Below are 21,548 nucleotides of genomic sequence, written 5' to 3' on the forward strand. Positions count from 1 at the left end.
TTCCCGGTGAAATGTCCCGTCCGACCGGGTGGGCGAACGATGGCAATGCGGGACATGGCCCAGAGGGCGGCATCGTCCGCGCCCCGTCACTCGAGGGATTGAGCGTATTCTTCAAGCTGCGTGGCCACCGTGCCCCAACCATCGTAGAACCCCATGTTTTCATGGGCCTGGCGTGCTTCGGGCGAGCGGTGGCGCGCGGTTGCGGTGTAGGTTGTGCCACCTTTCCCATCATCCGCAAACTCGACGATGGCGGTCATGAACGGGTCGGCGGCAGGCTTCCACCCTTCACTGTAGGCATCGGTGAACACCAGGCGCTCCTGATCCACGACTTCGAGAAAGACGCCCTTGTTCTCCATGATGTTGCCGTCGACGTTCATCGTGGTGTTGAACCTGCCGCCGACGCGCAAGTCAATCTCGCAAGCCTCGATCCCGTGGGGTTTGGGCACGAAGAAATTCTTGATGTGCTCTGGTGTGGTCCAGCACTCCCACAGCAAATGTCGTGGCGCATTGAGCGTCCGGGTGAATGTCAGGTCGGTCTCGGGGTCGAGTTTCATTTGTTGCGCTCCTGAACGAGGTTATTGATGTAGTCGTTAAAGCGGTCGAGCCGTCCTTCCCAGATCGCGTTTTGCTCGGTCAGCCAGTCTCTGACCGGTGTGAACGCATCCGGCGAAAGCTCGCAGATGCGCGTCCGGCCCTGCTTATTCGACGTAATGAGCTTGGCCGCCTCGAGTTTCTTCAGGTGTTCCAGAAAGGAAGGCAGCGCCATGTCGTGCGGCGCGGCCAGCTCGCTCACGGATGCTTCACCTCTTGCGAGGCGCTCGAGGATCATCCGTCGCGTCGGGTCGCCGAGCGCGGAAAAACACATGTCGAGATGCGACTCATACTTAGACATGCCCCTAAGTATTGCCATCAGGACACGGAGTCAATAAAAGTTAGGGTATGTCCTAACTTTCGGTGAGATCGTAGTGTGGCGCGCGCCGTCATCGCGCGACAGGCCGCCCGCCATCGGCGTAGAAGCTCGACTTGCTTCGGCATCCCTGTCTGGCAAAAGTTCCTGCTGTCGCGGGTTTCCGGGGTCTTCCACCAAAGCGGCCCCGGATTGCCGATAGCTGCACTGCGGCGCCCTCCGCCCGGCCGGGTGGTCGCACCGGGCGCAAGCGCCCCTCACCACATCCGCGGCTTGGCGTATTCGGCATAGCCCGCGTCATACTCCTCGGCGGCGAAACCCTCGTCCTGTTCGCGAATGAACTGGCCGGCCGTGGGGACCAGCCCGCTCTCGTCGCCGCGCACCCAGAGGCCCGAACGCATCAGCGCCTTGGCGCACTGGAAATAGATCTCGCCCACACTAATGACGATCACTGTCGCCGGTTGCTTGCCCTTGCGCTCGAAACTGGCGCGTGCCTGCGGGTCGGCGGTCAGGATGGCGGTGCCGTTCACCCGCACCACGTTCTGGCAGCCGGGCACCATGAACATCAGGCTGACCCGGTTGTCGCGCACGATGTTGCGCAGCGAGTCGATCCGGTTGTTGCCGCGCCAGTCGGGCAGCCACAGGGTGCTGTCGTCGACGATACGCACCACCGGGTCCTCATCGCCGCGCGGGCTGGCATCGGTGCCCTCGGGGCCGACGGTCGACAAGACGCAGAACCGTGACGTCTCGATCCATTGGCGGTATAGCCGGCTCAGCCTTGTGCGGACCTTGGTCAGCGCCACGCGCACCGCCGCGCCGTACAGGGTTTCGAGTTCGCTCATGTCTGTGATCGGGCGCATCAGGCTATCCTCGCGGCGGCAACCGGGCCTTTCTCGTCTTTTTGACGGCCCGGCGCCAGAGGTTTTGCGCGCAGCACGTCTGACGGACCGGCATGCCCGGTCGTCGGGATACGATGCCTTGTCCCGTTTTGCGTGTTATGCTTTCGGGAGTCGGCAAGCGGAGACAGGGCCATGCAGGACACTTCACCGGACATTCTGGTCGGCACCACCAAGGGAGCTTTCATCCTGCGCGGAACCCCCGACCGCACCGGCTGGACGGTCGAGGGGCCGTTCTGCGATGGCTGGCCGATCAACCACGTGATCGGCTGCCCACACACCGGAACCATATGGGCCGGTGGCGGCGGCGACTGGCACGGGGCCGGGATCTGGCGGTCGGAGGACGCGGGCGCCACATGGGTGTTGACGCGGCTGACCAGCGGCACGCTCGACGACTGGGCGGCCAACGACCCGCAGTTTGCCGAAATGATCGGTTGGACGGACACACCGTTGCCCTTCGGCGACGGGTTTTCCCAGATCTGGTCGCTCTGCGCGGCGCATGGCACGCTTTATGCCGGGGCGAAACCGGCCACCCTGCTGGCCAGCCCCGACGCCGGCGCAACCTGGAGCCGGATCGACAGCCTGACCGATCATCCCTCGGCCGACAGCTGGAACCCGGGCGCGGCGGGGCTGACGCTGCACACCATCGTGCCGGACCCTTCCGATGCCCGAAAGCTCTGGGTCGGGATCTCGGCCGCCGGGGTTTTCGCCACTGAGGACGGCGGCGCGACATGGGAGCGCCGCAACCGTCTGTCGAATGCCGAGGCCTGCGGGCACCATGACCACCCCGCCGCGCCGCGCGACGGCGAAACCGGCCATTGTGTCCACAACATGCGCCGCGCGCCGGGGCCGGACGACCTGCTCTATCAGCAGAACCACCACGGCGTCTGGCGGTCGTCGGACGGTGGCCGCAGCTGGGACGATATCACCCCCGGCCTGCCTTCGACCTTCGGGTTCCCGATCCATGTTCATCCGCGTGACGGACGGATGATCTGGACCTTGCCGCTCAATGGCGACCGGGCCGGACGCTACCCGCCCGGTGCCGCCGCCGCTGTCTGGCGCTCGGTCGATGGCGGCGAGACCTGGCAGGACCAGCGCAACGGTCTGCCGCAGACCGGTTGTTTCTTTACCGTCCTGCGTCAGGCGATGGCTGGTGACACAAGCGACCCCGCCGGGGTCTATTTCGGCACCAACAGCGGCTCGGTCTTCGCCACCGCCGACGAGGGCGAGAGCTGGTCCGAAATTGCCCGTCACCTGCCCACGATCCTGTCCGTCGAGGTGCTGGAACGCGCCTGACGCGGCGGGCGCGCGACAGGTCCGACATTCCCGGCCTTTCCCGGCGTCGTTCTCTTGCAATCGCGCCCGTTGGCCGATAGCAGGTTCCGGAGCAATTTCAGGGGACCGTCATGGACGATCTTAAAGCCAAATATCTGGGCCAGATCGCAGAGGCCGCCGACGAGGCCGCGATCGAGGCGATCCGTGTCGCCGCCGTGGGCAAAAAGGGCGAGATCGCCCTGATGATGCGCGAACTGGGCAAGATGACGCCGGAGGAACGCCAGACCGCAGGCCCGGCGCTGAACGCGCTCAAGGACGAGATCAACAGCGCGCTGGCCGCCAAGAAAGCTGCGCTTGCCGATGCCGCGCTCGACGAGCGTTTGCGCAGCGAATGGCTCGACGTGACGCTGCCCGTCCGGCCGCGCCGCCAGGGCACGCTGCACCCGATCAGCCAGGCCAGCGAGGAACTGACCGCGATCTTTGCCGAGATGGGTTTCGCCGTAGCCGAAGGCCCCCGGATCGAGACCGACTGGTACAATTTCGACGCGCTCAACATCCCCGGCCACCACCCCGCGCGGGCCGAGATGGACACGTTCTATATGCACCGCGCCGAGGGCGACAACCGCCCGCCGCATGTGCTGCGCACCCATACCTCGCCGGTGCAGATCCGCTCGATGGAGTTGCAGGGCGCACCCATCCGCGTCATCTGTCCGGGCGGCGTGTACCGCGCCGACTATGACCAGACTCACACGCCGATGTTCCATCAGGTCGAGGGGCTGGCCATCGACAAGGGCATCTCGATGGCGAACCTGAAATGGACGCTCGAGGAATTCGTCAAGGCCTTCTTCGAGGTGGACGATGTCGAGCTGCGCTTCCGCGCGTCGCATTTCCCCTTCACCGAACCCTCGGCCGAGGTCGATATCCGCTGTTCCTGGGAAGGCGGCCAGCTGAAGATCGGCGAAGGCGACGACTGGATGGAGATCCTCGGCTCTGGCATGGTGCACCCCAAGGTGATCGCTGCCGGCGGCATCGACCCGGAGGTGTATCAGGGCTTTGCCTTCGGCATCGGCATCGACCGCCTGGCGATGCTGAAATACGGCATCCCCGACCTGCGGGCGTTCTTCGATTCCGACCTGCGCTGGCTGCGCCACTACGGTTTTGCCGCGCTCGACATGCCGAACCTGCATGGGGGGTTGAGTAGGTAACGGATGGCTCTACGAAAGCGCGGAATCAAGGCCGAAGGCCGCCGCGCAATCGCCAGACCGCCCGCACGGGCTGGCGATATGGGGCCGCCAGCGCGTCCTTCGACGATCATCCGGGCTTGGCTGGCATAAATTGCCCCGCTTAATCGTTGGATCGCCATCCCGCGGTCCGGCGATTGCGCGGCTTACCACAAGACGCCAAGCACTCTTTTCCCGCCTGCTCTAATCCGCTAAAGCCCCTTGTGACCCAAAACGAACCTTGGCAGCAGCGTACCGGACCGGCGGCGGGCTGACCTCGTATCAAGGACAGGACGACGACATGAAATTCACCCTCTCCTGGCTGAAGGACCACCTCGACACCACCGCCTCGGTGGACGAGATCGCCGAGGCGCTGACCGATCTGGGGCTCGAGGTCGAAGGCATCGAGAACCCCGCCGCGCGACTGGCGGGTTTCACCCTGGCCCATGTCAAGTCGGCCCAGCAACACCCCGATGCCGACCGCCTGCGCGTCTGCGTGGTGGAAACCAACGAGGGCGAGAAACAGATCGTCTGTGGCGCCCCCAATGCGCGCGAAGGCATCACCGTGGTGCTGGCGAAACCGGGCGATTATGTGCCCGGCATCGATGTGACCCTGTCGGTCGGCAATATCCGCGGTGTCGAAAGCCACGGCATGATGTGTTCCGAGCGCGAGCTGGAACTCAGCGAGGAACATGACGGCATCATCGAGTTGCCCTCGGGCGAGGTGGGCGAGCTGTTCATCGACTGGCTGGCCGAGAACGACCCGGCCAAGGTCGATCCGGTGATCGAGATCGCGATCACCCCCAACCGCCCCGATGCGCTGGGCGTGGCGGGCATCGCCCGCGACCTGGCCGCCCGTGGCCTCGGCACCCTGAAAACCCGCGCCTATGCGCCGGTGCCGGGCGATTTCGACTGCCCGATCAAGGTGACGATCGACGAGGACACCCGTGATGGCTGCCCGCTGTTCACCGGCCGCCTGATCCGCGACGTGCGCAACGGCCCCAGCCCGCAGTGGTTGCAGGACCAGCTGCGCGCCATCGGCCTGCGCCCGATCTCGGCGCTGGTCGATATCACCAACTACATGACCTATGACCACAACCGCCCGCTGCACGTCTTTGACGCGGACAAAGTCAAGGGCAACCTGCGCATCCACCGCGCGGCGGGGGGCGAGACGCTCAAGGCGCTGGACGAGAAGGAATACACCTTCCAGCCCGGCATGATCGTGATTTCGGACGACGAAGGCCCCGAGAGCATCGCCGGCATCATGGGCGGCGAGGCCACCGGCTGCACCGAGGAGACGGTGAATGTCTTTCTCGAAAGCGCCTATTGGGACAATGTGCAGATCGCGCTCGCTGGCCGCGCGCTGAAGATCAACTCGGACGCGCGCTATCGTTTTGAGCGCGGCGTCGATCCGGAATACACGCTCGAAGGGTTGGAACACGCGACCCAGATGATCCTGGATATCTGCGGCGGCGAGGCATCGACCGTGGTGATCGCGGGCGCGGTGCCCGACCATTCCCGCGCCTACAAGCTCGATGCGGAACGGGTGCGGTCGCTGGTCGGCATGGACATCCCCGAAAGCGAGCAGCGCCAGACGCTGACGCGGCTTGGTTTCCGGCTCGAAGGCAGCATGGCGCATGTGCCCAGCTGGCGCCCCGATGTGCAGGGCGAGGCCGATCTGGTCGAGGAAGTGGCCCGCATCGCCTCGCTCACGAAACTGGTCGGCAAGCCCCTGCCGCGCCTGACCGCTGGCGTGCCGAAACCGGTGATGACCCAGCAGCAACGCCGCCTGTCGATGGCGCGCCGCACGGCGGCGTCGCTCGGCTATAACGAATGCGTCAGCTACACGTTCATCGACCAGACCGCCTCGGCGCTGTTCGGCGGTGGGACCGATGCGACCATGCTGGAAAACCCGATCTCGTCGGAAATGAGCCACATGCGCCCCGACCTGCTGCCGGGCCTCTTGGCCGCCGCCGCCCGCAACCAGGCGCGCGGCTTTGCCGACCTCGCCCTGTTCGAGGCAGGGCCGGTGTTCCACGGCGGCGAGCCGGGCGAACAGCGCGCGCAGATTGCGGGCCTGCTGGTCGGCCGTACCGGGCCCAAGGACGTGCACGGGGCCTCGCGTCCGGTCGATGTCTACGACGCCAAGGCCGATGCCGAGGCGGTGCTGGCCGCGATGGGCGCACCCGCCAAGGTGCAGATCCTGCGCGGGGCTGACGGCTGGTGGCATCCGGGCCGCCATGGCCGCATCTGTCTAGGCCCGAAAAAGGTGCTGGGCGTGTTTGGCGAACTGCACCCCCGCGTGCTCCAGGCGATGGATGTCAAGGGACCGGCGGTGGCTTTCGTGCTCTGGCCCGAAGAGGTTCCGCTGCCGCGCAAGTCGGGCACCACCCGAGACGCGCTCATGCTGCGCGACCTGCAAGCGGTCGAGCGCGACTTTGCCTTCGTGGTGGATGCAGATGTCGAGGCGCTGACCCTGGTCAATGCCGCCGCCGGGGCCGACAAGGCGCTGATCGAGGATGTGCGCGTCTTTGACGAGTTCATCGGCGGTTCGCTGGGCGAGGGCAAGAAATCGCTGGCCATCACCGTGCGTCTGCAACCGACCGAGACGACGCTCAAGGAAAAGGACATCGAGGCCGTCAGCGCCAGGATCGTCGAAAAGGTGACCAAGGCCACTGGCGGCACCCTGCGCGGCTGATCAGTTTCAAGAACATCAAAGGCGCACCAATTTGGTGCGCCTTTGGCATGTCAGGCGGACAGGTAGTCCGCCAGGATGTCGAATACCAGACGAATGCGGCGGCTGGTGTGTACCTCGCGATGCGCCGTCAGCCAGACCGGGAACACCAGCGGCTCCATCTCTGGCAACACCCGCTCCACGCCTGAGGTCAACGCGGCCACGCCGTCGTCCATCGGCGCGATGCCGAACCCCTGGCGCACATAGTCCCAGGCCACCACGCCGCTTTGCGACCCAAGGCGGAAGTTAGCGCGCGTCAAAGGCAAGCCAAGCGGTGTCAGATGGCCAAGCATCTCGATCACATCGCCAAAGGCGATGAAATCATGCGACGCCAGATCATCCTTGGCCGCCGGGCGCCCGCGTCGGTCAAGATAGTGCGAGGCGGCATAGAAATGCGCCGTCGCCTCGCGCACCAGCCGGGCGATCAGGTCGGGCTGATCGGGCCGCACATGGCGAATGGCGATATCCGCCTCGCGCCGCATCAGGTCGCGGATGTCGTTGGCGGCGATCACCTCGATCTCCAGTCGGGGGGCCTGGTCGCGGATGCGGCGCAGCGCCTCGGGCAGCACATAGGCGGACCACACGTCGCTGGCGGTGATTCGGACGCGGCCCTCGATGGATTGTGCCTGGCCCGAGGCCGCGAGCGCCACCCGTTCCGCCGCGTCCCCCATGGCGCGCGTATGCTCCAGCAGGTCCGCCCCCGCCTCGGTCAGCACCAGCGACCGCCCGATCCGTTCGAACAGCAGCACGCCCAGATCCGCCTCCAGCGCGGCAACCTGCCGGCTCAGCGTCGGCTGGGTCTGCCGCAACTGGCGTGCTGCCGCCGACAGTGACCCGGCCTCGGCCGTGGCCAGGAAGGCGCGGATGTGGTTCCAGTCGAATTCCGAAGGAGCGCTCATGCATTTATGTATAATAAACCTGCGAATTTCGGCAATTCATATCTGATGTGTGTATAAGTAGGGTGCGGGCGAAAGGAGAACCTCCATGGTCGACAGCGCAACTTTCTGGGACAAGGCGGCAGAGAAATACGCCCGCACTCCGATCCGGGACATCCCGTCCTATGAATACACGCTTGAACGGACCGCGTCTTACCTGCGCAGCGATGACCGCGTGCTGGAACTGGGCTGCGGCACTGGCAGCACCGCGCTGCGGCTGGCCCAAAATGTCGATGAGATCGTGGCGACCGACATCGCGCCGGCCATGCTGGCGGTGGGGCGGCGCAGGGCCACCGAACAGGGCGTGACCAACGTTCACCTTGTGGAGGCAACAGCCGAGAACCCGCCCGAGGGCCCTTTCGACGCCGTGCTTGCCTTCAACCTTCTGCATCTTGTCGACGATCTCGATGCCAGCCTCGCCGCGATCCGGGACCGGCTGAAGCCCGGCGCTCTGTTCATCTCGAAAACCTTCTGCATCGCGCCGGGGCGGAACAGTTTCAAGCTGCACGCGATCCGCCTGATCCTGCCGCTGATGCAACTCTTGGGCAAGGCGCCGCCCGTGCGCTTCCTGACCGAGGAACAGCTAGACCGTGCCATCATCCGTGCCGGGTTCGACCTGGTCGAGCAGGACAGTTTCCCCGCGACCGACCCGCGCCGTTTTCTGGTCGCCCGCCGCCGCTGACCGGTCAGGGTTGCCCCCGGCACCCCCGCGCCCTAGGGTCGGGGCAAGCGGAAAGGAGACCCTGATGACCCTCAAGATCTACCTCTCGGGCGAGATCCACACCGACTGGCGCGAACAGATCGTGGCGGGCGCCAAGGGGCTGGATGTCAGCTTTGCCAGCCCGGTCACCGACCATGCCGCCAGTGACGATTGCGGCGTTGCCATCCTCGGCGCCGAACCTGACAAATACTGGCACGACCACAAGGGCGCCATGGTCAACGCCATCCGCACCCGCAAGGGCATCGCCGACGCCGATGTTGTCGTGGTCCGGTTCGGAGACAAGTACAAGCAGTGGAACGCCGCCTTTGACGCGGGCTATGCCGCCGCGCTGGGCAAGTCGATCATCGTGCTCAGCCCGCCCGAACATCAGCACGCGCTGAAAGAGGTGCACGCCGCCGCCCTTGCCGTGGCGGAAACGCCCGTGCAGGTGGTTGCCGTCCTGCGTTACGTGCTGACCGGGACCTTGCCCGCCTGACCGGCACGCGATTTTCGTTGACGGACAACAGATTATACTGAAGCTGGTCGCATTTGCTGTCGGAGGGGGAACGATGGCGTTGCACTGGCGTATTCTTATCCTGCTGTTTCTGGTGCGCTGCACCATGGCCTTTCAATTCGCGACCATCGGCGGCATCGGTCCGGTGCTGTCTGACACCTATACGTTGGATATCGCCGGGCTCGGCTGGATCGTCGGCCTCTATTTCCTGCCTGGGGTGGTGGTCGCGCTTCCGGGCGGCGGCATCGCCCGCCGGTTCGGCGATGAAAGGGTGATCCTCTTCGGACTGGCGCTGATGACGGCAGGGTCGCTGATCATGGCGCTGCAACCGCCGTTGAGCGTGTTCAGCGCCGCCCGGCTGATGGCCGGTATCGGCGGCATCCTGATGAACGTCCTGATGAGCAAGCTGGTGCTCGACTGGTTCGCCAATCGCCAGATCGCAACCGCGATGGTGATCTTCATCAACTCGTGGCCCGCCGGTATCGGCCTGTCGCTTGTGGTACAGCCCTGGCTGGCGACCCAGGGTGGCGTCGCCCTGCCGTTTGCAGTTGAAACCGGCCTGATCGCTACGGCCCTGGTCGCCTTCGTCCTGTTGTATCGCCGCCCTGACACAGCGCCCGCCACCACTGGCACGCCTGCCCGGGCCATGCCGCAAGGCGCGGTTCTTGGCGCGGTGCTTGTCGCCGGGTTCTCGTGGGGCGCGTTCAACGCGAGCCTCGCCGCCTTGCTGTCCTTTGGCCCCACATCGCTTGTCGAAAGGGGGATGTCGCTGGAACTGGCGGGCCTGTCGATCAGCATCGTTTCCTGGACCGTCGTCGTGACCGGTACCTTTGGTGGCTGGCTGACGGATCGCACCGGCCGGCCCGCGACGGTGCTGTTGACCGGTCTCAGCCTCTTTGGGCTCGCCCTGTTCCTGTTTCCCCGCGTCCCGCCGATGCTGATCACCATGGCCTTGATCGGTCTCTTGTCGGGCGTGCCGGTTGCGGGATTGATCAGCCTGCCCGGCCGCGTTCTGAAACCCGAACAGCGGGCAATGGGCATGGGCCTGTTCTACACCGTCTATTACGCCTGTTTCTCGGTCCTGCCGGGTCTGGGCGGCAAATGGGCCGAAAGCGCCGGAACGGTGTCCGCCGCTTTCGAATTCGCCGCCTTTGTCATTGTGCTGGCGATGTTGGGCGTATTTGTCTTCCTGCCCCTGTCGCGCCGGGCCTGAGCCATCATCCCCCGCGCACCGCTTTCGAACAGCGCCGGCGGCCGAGCGTGGGCGCTTTCTTGAGACCGAACAAGGCCGAGGGGCTTCTTGTCCCAGCCCCTCGGCGTCAGGATACCGGCAAAGTCATGCCCTGCATGCACATTTTCTCCGTGAAAATTTCGAACCGACGGTTAATGCTGGCTGGGCCGCTGTGGCGGCAACAAGAACGGAACAACTAGAACCAGACAACCAGGGAACGGAACATGCTCAAGGAATTCAAGGCCTTCATCGCCAGGGGCAACGTTATGGACATGGCGGTCGGCATCATCATCGGCGCCGCCTTTACGGCAATTGTGAAATCGCTGGTCGACGACCTGATCAATCCGATCATCGGCCTGTTCACCGGCGGGGCGGACTTCACCAACAATTTCGTGGTGCTGGGCGGCGACGGCACGGCCTATGACTCGCTGGCCGCCGCACGCGAGGCCGGCGCTTCGGTCTTCGCCTATGGCGCCTTCTTCATGGCGGTGATCAATTTCCTGATCATTGCCTGGGTGGTTTTCCTGCTGGTCAAGGTCGTGAACCGCGTCAAGGAGGTGGCCGTCCGCGAAGAGGCTGCACCCGAACACACCGCCCCGGCGGGGCCTTCGGAACTGGACGTTCTGCTCGAAATCCGCGACGCTCTGAAACGCTGACCGGCGCTTTTGCCAAGGGGGCCGCTCTCCTGGCGAGGGCGGCACCTATTTATTGATACCAATGTTCTTCGGAGGGTGATGAATGCAGGAATACATTGAGCAGGCCAACTTTTTGTGGCCATTGATATTGAATGCGGGCAAGGCACTCGTCGTTCTCATTGTCGGGTGGATGGTCGCCGGCGCGGTCGGTGGCATGGTGCGGCGTCGGATCAACGCGACGCCCCATATCGATCCGACACTGGGCAATTTCCTCGCCAGTATGGTGAAATGGGCCATTTTGGCCATGGTGCTGGTGGCGGTGCTGGGTATCTTCGGCATCCAGGCGACGAGCATCGTCGCCATACTCGGCGCGGCATCGCTGGCCATCGGGCTGGCGCTCCAGGGCACGCTGAGCGATCTTGCGGCGGGGGTGATGCTCGTGGTCTTCCGCCCTTACAAGCTCGGCCAATATGTCGATATCGGCGGGACGGCGGGCACCGTGCGCGACCTGAACCTTTTCACCACCGAACTGGTCACCCCCGACAACGTCCAGATCATCGTACCCAACGGCAAGGCCTGGGGGTCGATCATCCTGAACTATTCCGCCCATGACACCCGCCGGGTCGATCTGGTGTTCGGTATCGACTATGGCGATGATGCCGGCGCAGCCATGCAGATCATCGAAGAAATTGCGCGCTCGGATACCCGCGTTCTGGCCGATCCCGCGCCCTGGGTCCGTGTCACCAACCTCGGCGACAGTTCGGTCGATCTGACCGCGCGCCTGTGGTGCAAGGCCGACGACTATTGGGAACTGAAATTCGAACTCACCCGCAGAATCAAGGAAGCCTTCGACAAGGGTGGTATCTCGATCCCCTATCCGCACACTGTTGAAATCCAGAAAAAGGGCTGAGAACGCAGCCGGGCCCCCTTCATCTTTTCCGAAATACTTCGGGGGGAGCCGCCTCTTGCGGCGGCGGGGGCAGTACCCCCTCCGCCCGGAAACTCCAGCAAGGCCGCGTCGAAATTTTTGCCGGAAATGCCCCGGAATCCGTTTGACACCGTCGCCGCGCTTGGGTAGTCACCGCCCGTGGTTGCGGCGTGATAGCTCAGCTGGTTAGAGCACAGCACTCATAATGCTGGGGTCGGCGGTTCAAGTCCGCCTCACGCTACCACCCTTTTCCGAGATAAGTGCACTATCAGCCAACGGAACCGCGACGTCAGGCATGCCGCCGGATCTGCGCACGCGGCGACTGTTTGGGGTGGTCCTGCTCACCGGACGCGCGCCAGGATCAGAGAGGCCGGCATGGGTGCACGCCATCTGTCCCCATCGGCGAAACGGTTTCGGACCTTGTCCGCCACCGCTGCCTTGATCGCGGCATTGTTCTCCTCGGGTTGGCGAGACAGAAGATAGCCGCCGCGCGGTGCGCCATTCTGAAAGATCTCGGCCAGTGTATCCGGAGCGTCCAGCATCCAGAAGCAGTCGATGATCCGCTGTTGTTCGATGTCGAACCCGGCGTCCGACAGAATCGACCTCGCCATCTCCGCGTTTGCGAACCGGTGGAAATCGGGACTGTCCGGCATCTTGACCGAAGCGTCGCCATGTTCCTGCACGCTGCTGTAGAACACCTGGAACACCGGCGAAACATCCGGGCCACACCATGAGGTCATGACGAACCGGCCCTTCGGCTTCAGCACCCGGCGAATTTCCGACAGCGCCCTCGGCTGGTCGGGAATGTGCATCAAGCCGAAGCTGCAGACGACAGTATCGAATGCACCAGCCTCGAAAGGCAGGTCTTGTGCATCTGCCTCGACAAAAACCCCGGCCGGGAACCTGTCGCGCGCATGCGACAGCATCCTGGCCGAGAAATCCGCACCGGTGACGGCGTAGCCGGCCTTGGCAAGTGCCTGGGTGACATTGCCTTGTCCGCAACACAGGTCGAGAACCCGGCCGCCACCGTTTCCCAGACTGGACAGAATGGACGGAACTGCCATGTCGCTCGCCTCGGCGAACTGTTTCACGTAGCCCGCCACGATTCCGTCGTCGGACCAGCCCCTGGTTTCCAGTTCCGCAAAACCTTCATAAGCAGTCATCCTGGCCCCCACCTCTTCATTCAACCGAACAAGGTTCATGGCAACCTACATGTTTCCGCAGGACATGTCCAAATTCGGCTCTGCCCGGCATGGCTTGGGGTCTTGTTGCTCCGTGCCGCAAGCGGTTGGGATTGGCTGCCCCGCGCACAAGAAAAAACCCCGCCGGCAAAGCCGACGGGGTTTCTGGTTTCCGCGATGGCGGAGGCGATCAGGCGGCCTGCTTGACCACAAGGTTCGGCGATACGACGTCGATACCCAGCGCCTCGCCGACCGCGTAGTAGGTCAGCTTGCCGGCATGCACATTCAGGCCGGCAAGCAGGTGCGGATCGTCGGCGCAAGCCTGTTGCCAACCCTTGTTGGCCAGTGCCAGCATGAACGGCATGGTGGCGTTGCCCAGCGCGATGGTCGAGGTGCGCGCAACCGCGCCCGGCATGTTGGCCACGCAGTAATGCATGATCCCGTCAACCTCGTAGATCGGATCGGCATGGGTGGTCGCGCGCGAGGTTTCGAAACAGCCGCCCTGGTCGATGGCCACATCGACCAGCGCCGCGCCGGGTTTCATCGTCGAAAGTTGCGCGCGGCTGATCAGCTTGGGCGCAGCCGCGCCCGGAACCAGAACCGCGCCGATCACCATGTCGGCCTGCGCCACCAGTTCGGCGGTGTTGCCCTTCGAGGCGTAGGCGGTCTTGAACTCGCCGCGCATGGAGTCGTCGAGATAGCGCAGGCGCGGCAGCGACATGTCCAGCACGGTCACATCCGCGCCCATGCCGGCGGCCACGCGGGCCGCATGGGTGCCGACGACGCCGCCGCCGATCACCACCACCTTGGCCGGGCCCACGCCGGGCACGCCGCCCATCAGAACGCCGCGGCCGCCATTGGCCTTTTGCAGTGTCCACGCGCCAACCTGCGGCGCGAGTTTGCCGGCCACTTCCGACATCGGCGCCAGCAGCGGCAGGCCGCCGTTGCGGTCGGTGACGGTCTCGTAGGCGATGCAGGTCGCGCCCGAAGCCAGCAGGTCATGGGTCTGCTCCGGGTCCGGCGCCAGGTGCAGATAGGTGAACAGAAGCTGGTTTTCACGCAGCATCTTGCGCTCGACGGCCTGTGGTTCCTTCACCTTGACGATCATGTCCGCGGTGGCGAAGACCTCGGCCGCGGTGTCCACGATCCGTGCGCCGGCATTGACATAGTCGGAATCCTCGAACCCGGCGCCGGTGCCGGCTCTGGTCTCGATGATGACCTCGTGGCCGTTTGCAACCGCCTCGCGCGCTGCATTCGGGGTCATGCCGACCCGGAATTCCTGGGGTTTGATTTCCTTCGGGCAACCGATTTTCATGTCTGCGTCCTCCGTTCGCAATCTGCCTGTTATTTTGGCAGGTAGGACAAGCAATTTCTGTGAAACTCCACTCGCCATTTGAAGTATTTTTGCGATATTCTTCGAAGATTGATTGTCATCACGCAAAGGATGTGCGCGAATGAGCCTAGACGCGATAGATCGAAAGATCCTCGCCGCCCTCCAGCGCCGCGGCCGGATGTCCAATTCCGATCTGTCGGAACGGGCCAACCTGTCGCCCTCGGCCTGCCACCGGCGGGTGCAGCGGTTGGAGGCCGAAGGTTATATCCGCGATTACGTGGCGCTGCTGGATGCGCGCAAGTTGGGACTGCCCACGACGGTTTTCGTCGAAATCACGCTTCAGGGCCAGGCCGATGAACTTCTCGATGCCTTTGAAAAGGCGGTGGCGCGCATACCCGACGTGCTGGAATGCCACCTGATGGCCGGCACGGCGGATTACATCCTCAAAGTCGTGGCAGAGAATACCGAGGATTTCGCCCGCATCCACCGCCAGTACCTGTCGCGCCTGCCCGGCGTGGCGCAGATGCAAAGCTCCTTTGCGCTCAGGACCGTGTTCAAGACCACGGCGCTGCCGGTCTGAGGTGACCCTTGCAGCCCGTCGCCGGAACCATCATTCTCTCCATCCGGCACCGGACGCGCGGTTTGATTTCACGCAACGACAGCGGTTCGCCGCCGTGACATGAGATATTCATTCAACCCGGGTACGGGTGACGCCCTATATACAGCCGAAAGGAATTCATCTTGATCAGGGACACCGACGATCCGTCGATGGAGTGGCTCGAAGCCGAACTTGAGGATTCGCTGGACGAAGATGTCGAAATCGAGTTCAGCGAGCCGATGCTCTCGATGGAGATCCGCAAGATCTACAAGGACCAGCATCCCGACATGCTGGACAGGCAGACCTATTTCCGCAACCTGCTGCGGCTTCAGGCCGAACTGATCAAGGTACAGGACTGGGTCGAACATACCGGCGCCAAGGTGTGCATCCTGATGGAAGGGCGGGACAGCGCCGGCAAGGGCGGGGTGATCAAGCGCATCACCCAGCGACTGAACCCGCGCGTGGCCCGCGTGGTGGCGCTGCCCGCGCCCTCGCGCCGCGAGCAGAGCCAGTGGTATTTCCAGCGCTATGTGCCGCATCTGCCGGCGGGGGGCGAGATCGTTCTGTTCGACCGCTCCTGGTACAACCGTGCCGGCGTCGAGCGCGTGATGGGCTTTGCCACCGAGGATCAGGTCGAACAGTTCTTTCAGGACGTTCCCGAATTCGAACGGATGCTGGTGCGCTCGGGCATCATCCTGCTGAAATACTGGTTCTCGATCACTGACGAGGAACAGCAGCTGCGATTCCTCATGCGCATCCACGATCCGATGAAACAGTGGAAACTGTCGCCCATGGACCTGGAGAGCCGTATCCGTTGGGAACAGTACACCAAGGCCAAGGAGGACATGTTCTTCCGCACCAACATCCCCGAGGCGCCCTGGTACATCGTCGAGGGCAACGACAAGAAGCGCGAGCGGCTGAACTGCATCGAGCATCTTCTGTCCAAGATCCCCTATCACGACATCCCGCATGAAAAGGTCACGCTGCCCGACCGCAGGTACAACCCCGATTACGAACGCCGGGTGCTGCCCGACGAGCTCTACGTGCCCAAGATCTATTGAGGCCCGGTCCGCGGCAGGGGGGCGCTGCCCCCCGCGCCTGCGGCGCTCCCCCCGGAGTATTTCGGACCAGAAAGAAGCCGGATCCGGCTTTCTGTTGACGGTGGCAGGGCGGACGCCCCACTATGACGCGGGGAGGGCCCATTTTGTCGGATGCACCTGAATTCAACATTGATCCGGCCGGTTTCTGGGCCGATCCCTATCCGGACCTGAAGCGGATGCGGGCTGAAGCGCCGATTGCCTATGTGCCGCAGCTGGGGGCGACGCTGATCACCCGGCGCGACGACATCTTCGAACAGGAGAAACGGATCGAGGTGTTCTCCTCGGACCAGCCGCAGGGGCTGATGACGGTACTGATGGGCCAGAACATGATGCGCAAGGACGGCGAGGCACATATGGCCGAGCGCAAGGCGATCTTTCCCACTGTCTCGCCCAGAACCGTGAAGCAGGTCTGGACCGCGCAGTTCCGTGCCGCCACCGAACGGGTGCTGGACGGCTTGGCGCCGCGCGGGCGCTGCGATCTGGTGCGCGACTATGCCATGCCTGTATCGGCGGAGGCGCTGAAGGCGATCACAGGGCTGACCAACATGGCCGCCGCCGAGATGGACCGGGTGAGCCAGGGCATGATCGACGGCTGCGCCAATTACGCGGGCGACCCGGGCGTCGAGGCGCGCTGTCATGACTGCACCGCCTCGATCGACGCCCATATCGACGCGATGATCCCGGTGCTGGATGCCGCGCCCGACCATTCGCTGCTGTCGGTGCAGCGCCGCGCGGGTCTCAGCGACGCGCAGACCCGCGCCAATATCAAGCTGGCCATATCCGGCGGTCAGAACGAGCCGCGCGACGCCATCGCGGGCGCCGCCTGGGCGGTGCTGAGCCACCCGGCGGCACTGGCGCGGCTGCGCGCGGGCGAGGTGCCCTGGCAACACGCCTTCGAGGAATATGCCCGCTGGATCTCGCCCATCGGCATGTCGCCGCGCCGGGTGGCGCGGCGCGATACAGTGCAGGGCGTCACCTTCGAGCCGGAGGACCGGGTGTTCCTGATGTTCGGATCGGGCAACCGGGACGAGCGCGTGTTCGCCCATCCCGACCGGTTCGACCTGGACCAGGACATTGCCGCCGCAATCTCTTTTGGTGCGGGTCCGCATTTCTGCGCCGGGGCCTGGGCGTCAAGGGCCCTGATCGGCGAGGTGGCGCTGCCCATGCTGTTCGCGCGGTTTCCGCGCCTCGCGCTGGACGGCGCCGCGCGGTTCGGCGGCTGGGCCTTCCGGGGCCCGCTGTCGGTGCCCGTACGCTGGTAGAGCTGTTCGCCAACACAGGCCGTTCGCGACCTCGGTGTCGCGGGTCGGCAAGACCGCCGCCAAAGGGCCAGACATCCTGAAGATCCATAGACAAGGACACCAGGATGACCGCCGCCGATCCGAATCTTTCCGCCGGGGCGCATCAGCCCGAGGGCGCGACCACGCTGACCGGCATCCTGTTCCTGCTGCTCGCCACCACGATCTTTCCGATCCAGGACGTGATCATCAAGAGCCTCAGCAGCGATTTCGCGGTGCATCAGATCGTGTTCTGGCGCTCGATCTTCGCCCTGCCGATCGCCGCCGCCATGGCCCGCTCCGAAGGCGCGCTCTGGCCGCTGAAGATCGGGTCATGGCCCTTGCAACTGACCCGCGCGGTGGCGGCCTTCTCGTCCTACCTGGTCTATTACATGGCGCTGGCCGCCATCGGCCTGGCCGAGACCGCCGCCATCACCTTCTCCACCCCGATCTTTGTCACCTTGCTGGCGGCGGTGTTCCTGGGCGAGCGGATCGGCATCTGGCGCTGGCTGGCGGTGCTCCTCGGCATGGCCGGCGTGTTGGTGATCGTGCAACCGGGTGCCGCGGTGTTCGAGCCGGCGGCTCTGCTGGCGCTGGCGGCGGCGCTGTTCTACGCGGTGTCGATCATCGCCACCCGGCGTCTGGGAAGCCGCACCAATGGCGGCACCATGACGCTGGTGACCCTGCTGGTCTATATCGTCGGCGGCACCGTGCTGGGGCTGGTGTTCTCGGGGCTCGAGACCGCCTCGCCGCACCCGAGCCTGGCCTTCCTCTACCGCGACTGGATCGCGCCCGCGCCGATGGACTGGCTGGCGCTGGCGGCGTTGGGGGTGACCTCGGGCATCGGGTTCTTCGCGCTCAGCCAGGCCTATCGCATGGCTGAGGCCAGCGTCGTCACCCCGTTCGAATACACCTATCTGCCCTGGGCGGTGCTGTGGGGCTATGTGGTGTTTGGTGTGCTGCCGGGCCTGTCCACCTGGATCGGGCTGACACTGATCGTCGGCTCGGGCCTCCTGATCCTGTTCCGCGAAACCCTGCGCGGCCGCCGTATCGTGCGCCGCCGGGGACTGGGTGTCATGCGGCAGCGGTAAAGACTAAGCGATCATTGTCGCTTATGAAGCTGTGCCTAAGCCTATGATTGAAGGATTGCCGATGGCATCTACTTTTGCGACAGTTGACGAGGAAAGACTTTTTTCTTGTGAAGGCGGTGCAGGTGATCGAAGCAGTTGAATTGAATTGCGGGCCGGTAGATGGCGCAGCGCCATTGCGTTTGGAGGGCCAGGCTGGCGTTACGCTCTTTGTCGGGCCAAACAACTGCGGAAAAACAGCGTTGTTGGAAGCGATTCATGGCGCAGTTTCTGAGTCAGGCCGCAGCCCGCAGGAGCGAAAGAAATCCGCATTGCGGCAGGTGCTGCTTCATCCTTTTGAAAACCGGTTACTTGATGATCACCCTGCTTTTGCAGGCAAGGAAGATGAGGAAATTGTTGTTTTACCTCGAGGGCAGTTCTCGCGAAGACAGATATCGCAAGACGTGCCAGTGCAATGGGACAACTATTTGGGGCGAGTCTTTCGCGAACCGCTTTGTGTCTGGATGAATGGCGCAAAAAGACTGGCGATGTTGCCCGCTGAAGAAGGCGCGGACTTGCAATCTCCCTCTGGCCCCCTCGCCAGGCTGTTGACTGACGATGCCAGGCGAAAGGGTTTCCAGACAGCTGCCAAAGCAGGTATCGACTATTACCCGGTTATTGACACGGTATCGCGGTACGGGACGCTGAAACTGGCGTTTTCAAGTGCTGCACCCGACGCCGAGACCGAGCGTTCTCTGAACAAAAGCTTGATTGATTACTTGAAAACAGCACTTCCGGCAGAACATGCCAGTGATGGATTCAACGCTTACACTGGAATGCTCGGCGCGCTTCATGCCAGCGATTTTAAAGTCATCTTGATTGATGAACCCGAGGCGTTTCTTCACCCGACACTCGCGCGCACATTGGGCAGGCAAGTTGCTGAAAAAGCCGGTGACAAACAAGTCTACATCGCGACACACAGCGCCGATTTTCTGATGGGTGCGGTCGAATCCGGTGTGCCGATACGCATCGTGCGCCTGCAATATCAGGCTGGGGTCGCAACAGCGCGATTGCTGGACAACGACACCCTGCGCCGCCTGATGAATGACCCGATGATGCGGTCGGCCAATGTTCTGTCCGGATTGTTTGCTCAGGCGGTTGTGGTTACCGAAGCGGACGCTGACCGAGCGTTCTATCAGGAAATCAACAACCGTCTTCTTTCCGCGAAAGATCCGCGCGGTATCGACAACGCTCTGTTCCTGAATGCTCACGAAAAGTCGACGGTACCCCGTTTGGTCGAACCACTGCGGCAGATGGGAGTGCCCACTATTGGCATCGTCGATCTCGATGTATTGGCGGAAGGCGGAGAAAACTGGGCGAAACAAATGCGCGCAGTTGGCGTGCCAAAATCGAGACGGCGGACATTCGAAACCGCGCGGCAGAGCGTGTTTGAGTTGTTGAAGGAAGTTAGCACAGACGACAAGCAGATGGACTACAAACTGCGGGGCGGTATCGACTTGTTGACCAAGGAGAACAAAGACACTGCCGAATCTTTGTTGTCTGACCTTGCGACATTCGGACTATTCGTCGTGGAGCGAGGTGAGCAGGAGCAATGGCTTTCCAACATCGATGTCAAACGCGACAAGCATGGCTGGCTTCGAAGCATCTTCGACGCTTTGGGGTCTGACCCCAATGACGCAAACTATGTCAAACCGGGTGACGCAGACGTCTGGGACTTCCTCGGTCGAGCACGGTCGTGGTTCGCTGATCCTGCGCGAAAAGGCATGGCTTTCGAGGTTTGAATCTACCGGGTTTTGATCAAAAGGCTTCGTACAAAACGGTCAATCCACCTGCCGGAGCGCGTACAAAGCGGCCAAAATCCCCACAAACGACAAACCCCCGAGGCCGGGCCACGGGGGTCGTCAAATAGTGTCATCCAAAGCCGGACGAGAACGAATGCCTTAGAGCATGCCTTCGCGCTGTGCTTTCTTGCGTGCCAGCTTGCGGGCACGGCGGATCGCTTCAGCCTTCTCGCGCGCTTTTTTCTCGGACGGTTTCTCGAAATGCTGCTTCAGCTTCATTTCACGGAAAACGCCTTCGCGCTGCAGCTTCTTCTTCAGGGCGCGGAGCGCCTGATCGACGTTGTTGTCGCGAACACTAACCTGCATGTGGTTTTCACCACCTTTCTAAGTTGAGTTGCAAGGAATTGCAGGAGCCCGGCGTATAGCAAACCGGGAACAACTTGTCTAGATAGGGGGGAACAAGGAGTCACATCATGACCATGTCCTATGAACAGGCCAGGGATCGGCTGCTGGACGCCGCTCTGAACCACGTGGCCTTCGACGGCTGGAGCGAGGAAACCTTTCGCGCCGCGGTCGCAGATACGGGGTTGGATGCGGGATTTGCCCGTGCGATCTGTCCGCGCGGCGCGGTCGATCTGGCGCTGGCCTATCATGCGCGCGGCGATGCCGCGATGCTGGAACGTCTGGCGTCCGAGGATCTCTCCGACCTGCGCTTCCGCGACCGGATCGCCGCCGCCGTCCGGTTCCGGCTCGAGGCGGTGACAGACAAGGAGGCAGTGCGCCGCGGCGCCTCCCTCTTTGCCCTGCCTGTCTATGCCGCGGATGGGGCCAAGGCGATCTGGGGCACCTGCGACGCGATCTGGACAGCGCTGGGCGATACTTCCGAGGATGTGAACTGGTACACGAAAAGAGCAACGCTTTCAGCGGTTTACTCGTCTACAGTCCTGTACTGGCTGGGGGATCAGAGCCCGGAGCATCAGGCGACATGGGAGTTTCTCGACCGCCGCATCGACAACGTGATGCAGTTCGAGAAATTCAAGGCGGACATCCGGAAGAATCCCCTGCTCAAACCTTTGCTCGCCGGTCCGAACTGGCTTGCGCAGCAGATGCGCGCGCCCCGTCGCGGCGACGATTTGCCGGGCTCGCTCGGGTGAACGCAACATGACGATGCCGGGGTCAGGCCAATGCCTCGGCGACCCAACCAATGTACAGGAG

The 21,548-nt window shown here is 63.5% G+C and carries 21 protein-coding genes and 1 tRNA gene; 15 read left to right on the plus strand and 7 right to left on the minus strand.

Going from position 1 to position 21,548, the window contains the following annotated elements; genetic code table 11:
* Positions 1–86 precede the first annotated feature (86 nt).
* From BLT75_RS17035 to BLT75_RS17045, 3 genes are all read right to left on the minus strand, one after another.
* On the minus strand, positions 87–554 hold the full coding sequence (locus tag BLT75_RS17035) for an SRPBCC family protein (protein WP_093034509.1): 468 nt from the start codon (positions 552–554) through the stop codon (positions 87–89).
* The gene (locus BLT75_RS17040; RefSeq protein ID WP_425441143.1) at positions 551–910 is read right to left on the minus strand and encodes an ArsR/SmtB family transcription factor; all 360 of its coding nucleotides are present in this window, start codon (positions 908–910) and stop codon (positions 551–553) included. The genes BLT75_RS17035 and BLT75_RS17040 overlap by 4 nt, the downstream gene beginning before the upstream one ends.
* A 254-nt stretch (positions 911–1,164) precedes the next feature.
* Complete coding sequence (locus BLT75_RS17045; RefSeq protein WP_093034512.1) at positions 1,165–1,767, minus strand: pyridoxamine 5'-phosphate oxidase family protein; 603 nt, start codon at positions 1,765–1,767, stop codon at positions 1,165–1,167.
* A 171-nt stretch (positions 1,768–1,938) separates the two neighbouring features.
* Between BLT75_RS17045 and BLT75_RS17050 the strand changes: the two genes are divergently transcribed.
* The 3 genes from BLT75_RS17050 (at position 1,939) to pheT (ending at position 6,996) form a co-directional block, all read left to right on the plus strand.
* Complete coding sequence (locus BLT75_RS17050) at positions 1,939–3,099, plus strand: WD40/YVTN/BNR-like repeat-containing protein (protein ID WP_093034515.1); 1,161 nt, start codon at positions 1,939–1,941, stop codon at positions 3,097–3,099.
* Positions 3,100–3,209: 110 nt separating this feature from the next.
* On the plus strand, positions 3,210–4,283 hold the full coding sequence (gene pheS, locus BLT75_RS17055; RefSeq protein ID WP_093034518.1) for a phenylalanine--tRNA ligase subunit alpha: 1,074 nt from the start codon (positions 3,210–3,212) through the stop codon (positions 4,281–4,283).
* A gap of 316 nt (positions 4,284–4,599) precedes the next feature.
* A complete protein-coding gene (pheT, locus tag BLT75_RS17060) occupies positions 4,600–6,996 on the plus strand; it encodes a phenylalanine--tRNA ligase subunit beta (protein ID WP_093034521.1) in 2,397 nt (798 codons plus the stop codon).
* 50 nt (positions 6,997–7,046) lie between these two features.
* Here the strand turns inward: pheT and BLT75_RS17065 are convergent, their stop codons facing one another.
* A complete protein-coding gene (locus tag BLT75_RS17065) occupies positions 7,047–7,931 on the minus strand; it encodes a LysR family transcriptional regulator (RefSeq protein ID WP_093034524.1) in 885 nt (294 codons plus the stop codon).
* An 85-nt stretch (positions 7,932–8,016) separates the two neighbouring features.
* Between BLT75_RS17065 and BLT75_RS17070 the strand changes: the two genes are divergently transcribed.
* From BLT75_RS17070 to BLT75_RS17095, 6 genes are all read left to right on the plus strand, one after another.
* On the plus strand, positions 8,017–8,649 hold the full coding sequence (locus BLT75_RS17070; protein WP_093034527.1) for a class I SAM-dependent methyltransferase: 633 nt from the start codon (positions 8,017–8,019) through the stop codon (positions 8,647–8,649).
* 64 nt (positions 8,650–8,713) lie between these two features.
* Positions 8,714–9,163, plus strand: a complete 450-nt coding sequence (locus BLT75_RS17075) for a YtoQ family protein (protein ID WP_093034529.1) — start codon at positions 8,714–8,716, stop codon at positions 9,161–9,163.
* Positions 9,164–9,236: 73 nt separating this feature from the next.
* Complete coding sequence (locus tag BLT75_RS17080) at positions 9,237–10,394, plus strand: MFS transporter (RefSeq protein WP_093034531.1); 1,158 nt, start codon at positions 9,237–9,239, stop codon at positions 10,392–10,394.
* Between the two features lie 242 nt (positions 10,395–10,636).
* Entirely contained in the window at positions 10,637–11,068 is a 432-nt protein-coding gene (gene mscL / locus BLT75_RS17085) for a large conductance mechanosensitive channel protein MscL (protein ID WP_093034533.1), read from the plus strand.
* Positions 11,069–11,150: 82 nt separating this feature from the next.
* The gene (locus tag BLT75_RS17090) at positions 11,151–11,957 is read left to right on the plus strand and encodes a mechanosensitive ion channel family protein (protein WP_093034535.1); all 807 of its coding nucleotides are present in this window, start codon (positions 11,151–11,153) and stop codon (positions 11,955–11,957) included.
* Positions 11,958–12,142: 185 nt separating this feature from the next.
* Positions 12,143–12,219, plus strand: a tRNA-Met gene (locus tag BLT75_RS17095).
* 97 nt (positions 12,220–12,316) lie between these two features.
* Here BLT75_RS17095 and BLT75_RS17100 read toward each other — a convergent pair.
* A complete protein-coding gene (locus BLT75_RS17100; protein WP_176828097.1) occupies positions 12,317–13,138 on the minus strand; it encodes a class I SAM-dependent methyltransferase in 822 nt (273 codons plus the stop codon).
* Positions 13,139–13,346: 208 nt separating this feature from the next.
* The gene (gene ald / locus BLT75_RS17105) at positions 13,347–14,471 is read right to left on the minus strand and encodes an alanine dehydrogenase (protein WP_093034539.1); all 1,125 of its coding nucleotides are present in this window, start codon (positions 14,469–14,471) and stop codon (positions 13,347–13,349) included.
* A 139-nt stretch (positions 14,472–14,610) separates the two neighbouring features.
* Here ald and BLT75_RS17110 point away from each other — a divergent pair, with 139 nt between their 5' ends.
* The 5 genes from BLT75_RS17110 to BLT75_RS17135 all read left to right on the plus strand — a co-directional run bounded on the left by BLT75_RS17110 (position 14,611) and on the right by BLT75_RS17135 (position 20,333).
* The gene (locus tag BLT75_RS17110; RefSeq protein ID WP_093034540.1) at positions 14,611–15,069 is read left to right on the plus strand and encodes an Lrp/AsnC family transcriptional regulator; all 459 of its coding nucleotides are present in this window, start codon (positions 14,611–14,613) and stop codon (positions 15,067–15,069) included.
* Between the two features lie 188 nt (positions 15,070–15,257).
* Positions 15,258–16,148, plus strand: a complete 891-nt coding sequence (gene ppk2 / locus BLT75_RS17115) for a polyphosphate kinase 2 (RefSeq protein ID WP_425441145.1) — start codon at positions 15,258–15,260, stop codon at positions 16,146–16,148.
* A 143-nt stretch (positions 16,149–16,291) separates the two neighbouring features.
* On the plus strand, positions 16,292–17,449 hold the full coding sequence (locus BLT75_RS17120; RefSeq protein ID WP_093034627.1) for a cytochrome P450: 1,158 nt from the start codon (positions 16,292–16,294) through the stop codon (positions 17,447–17,449).
* A gap of 104 nt (positions 17,450–17,553) precedes the next feature.
* Entirely contained in the window at positions 17,554–18,555 is a 1,002-nt protein-coding gene (locus tag BLT75_RS17125) for a DMT family transporter (protein ID WP_093034545.1), read from the plus strand.
* 122 nt (positions 18,556–18,677) lie between these two features.
* Positions 18,678–20,333, plus strand: a complete 1,656-nt coding sequence (locus BLT75_RS17135) for an AAA family ATPase (protein WP_143028591.1) — start codon at positions 18,678–18,680, stop codon at positions 20,331–20,333.
* A gap of 159 nt (positions 20,334–20,492) precedes the next feature.
* Here BLT75_RS17135 and rpsU read toward each other — a convergent pair whose 3' ends face one another.
* On the minus strand, positions 20,493–20,699 hold the full coding sequence (gene rpsU / locus BLT75_RS17140) for a 30S ribosomal protein S21 (RefSeq protein ID WP_008207378.1): 207 nt from the start codon (positions 20,697–20,699) through the stop codon (positions 20,493–20,495).
* A gap of 107 nt (positions 20,700–20,806) precedes the next feature.
* On the opposite strand from rpsU, the gene BLT75_RS17145 reads away from it, so the two are divergent.
* On the plus strand, positions 20,807–21,487 hold the full coding sequence (locus BLT75_RS17145; RefSeq protein WP_093034554.1) for a COQ9 family protein: 681 nt from the start codon (positions 20,807–20,809) through the stop codon (positions 21,485–21,487).
* The last annotated feature ends 61 nt before the right edge of the window (positions 21,488–21,548 follow it).

This window comes from Ruegeria marina (assembly GCF_900101475.1).
Taxonomy (GTDB): Bacteria; Pseudomonadota; Alphaproteobacteria; order Rhodobacterales; family Rhodobacteraceae; genus Ruegeria_B; species Ruegeria_B marina.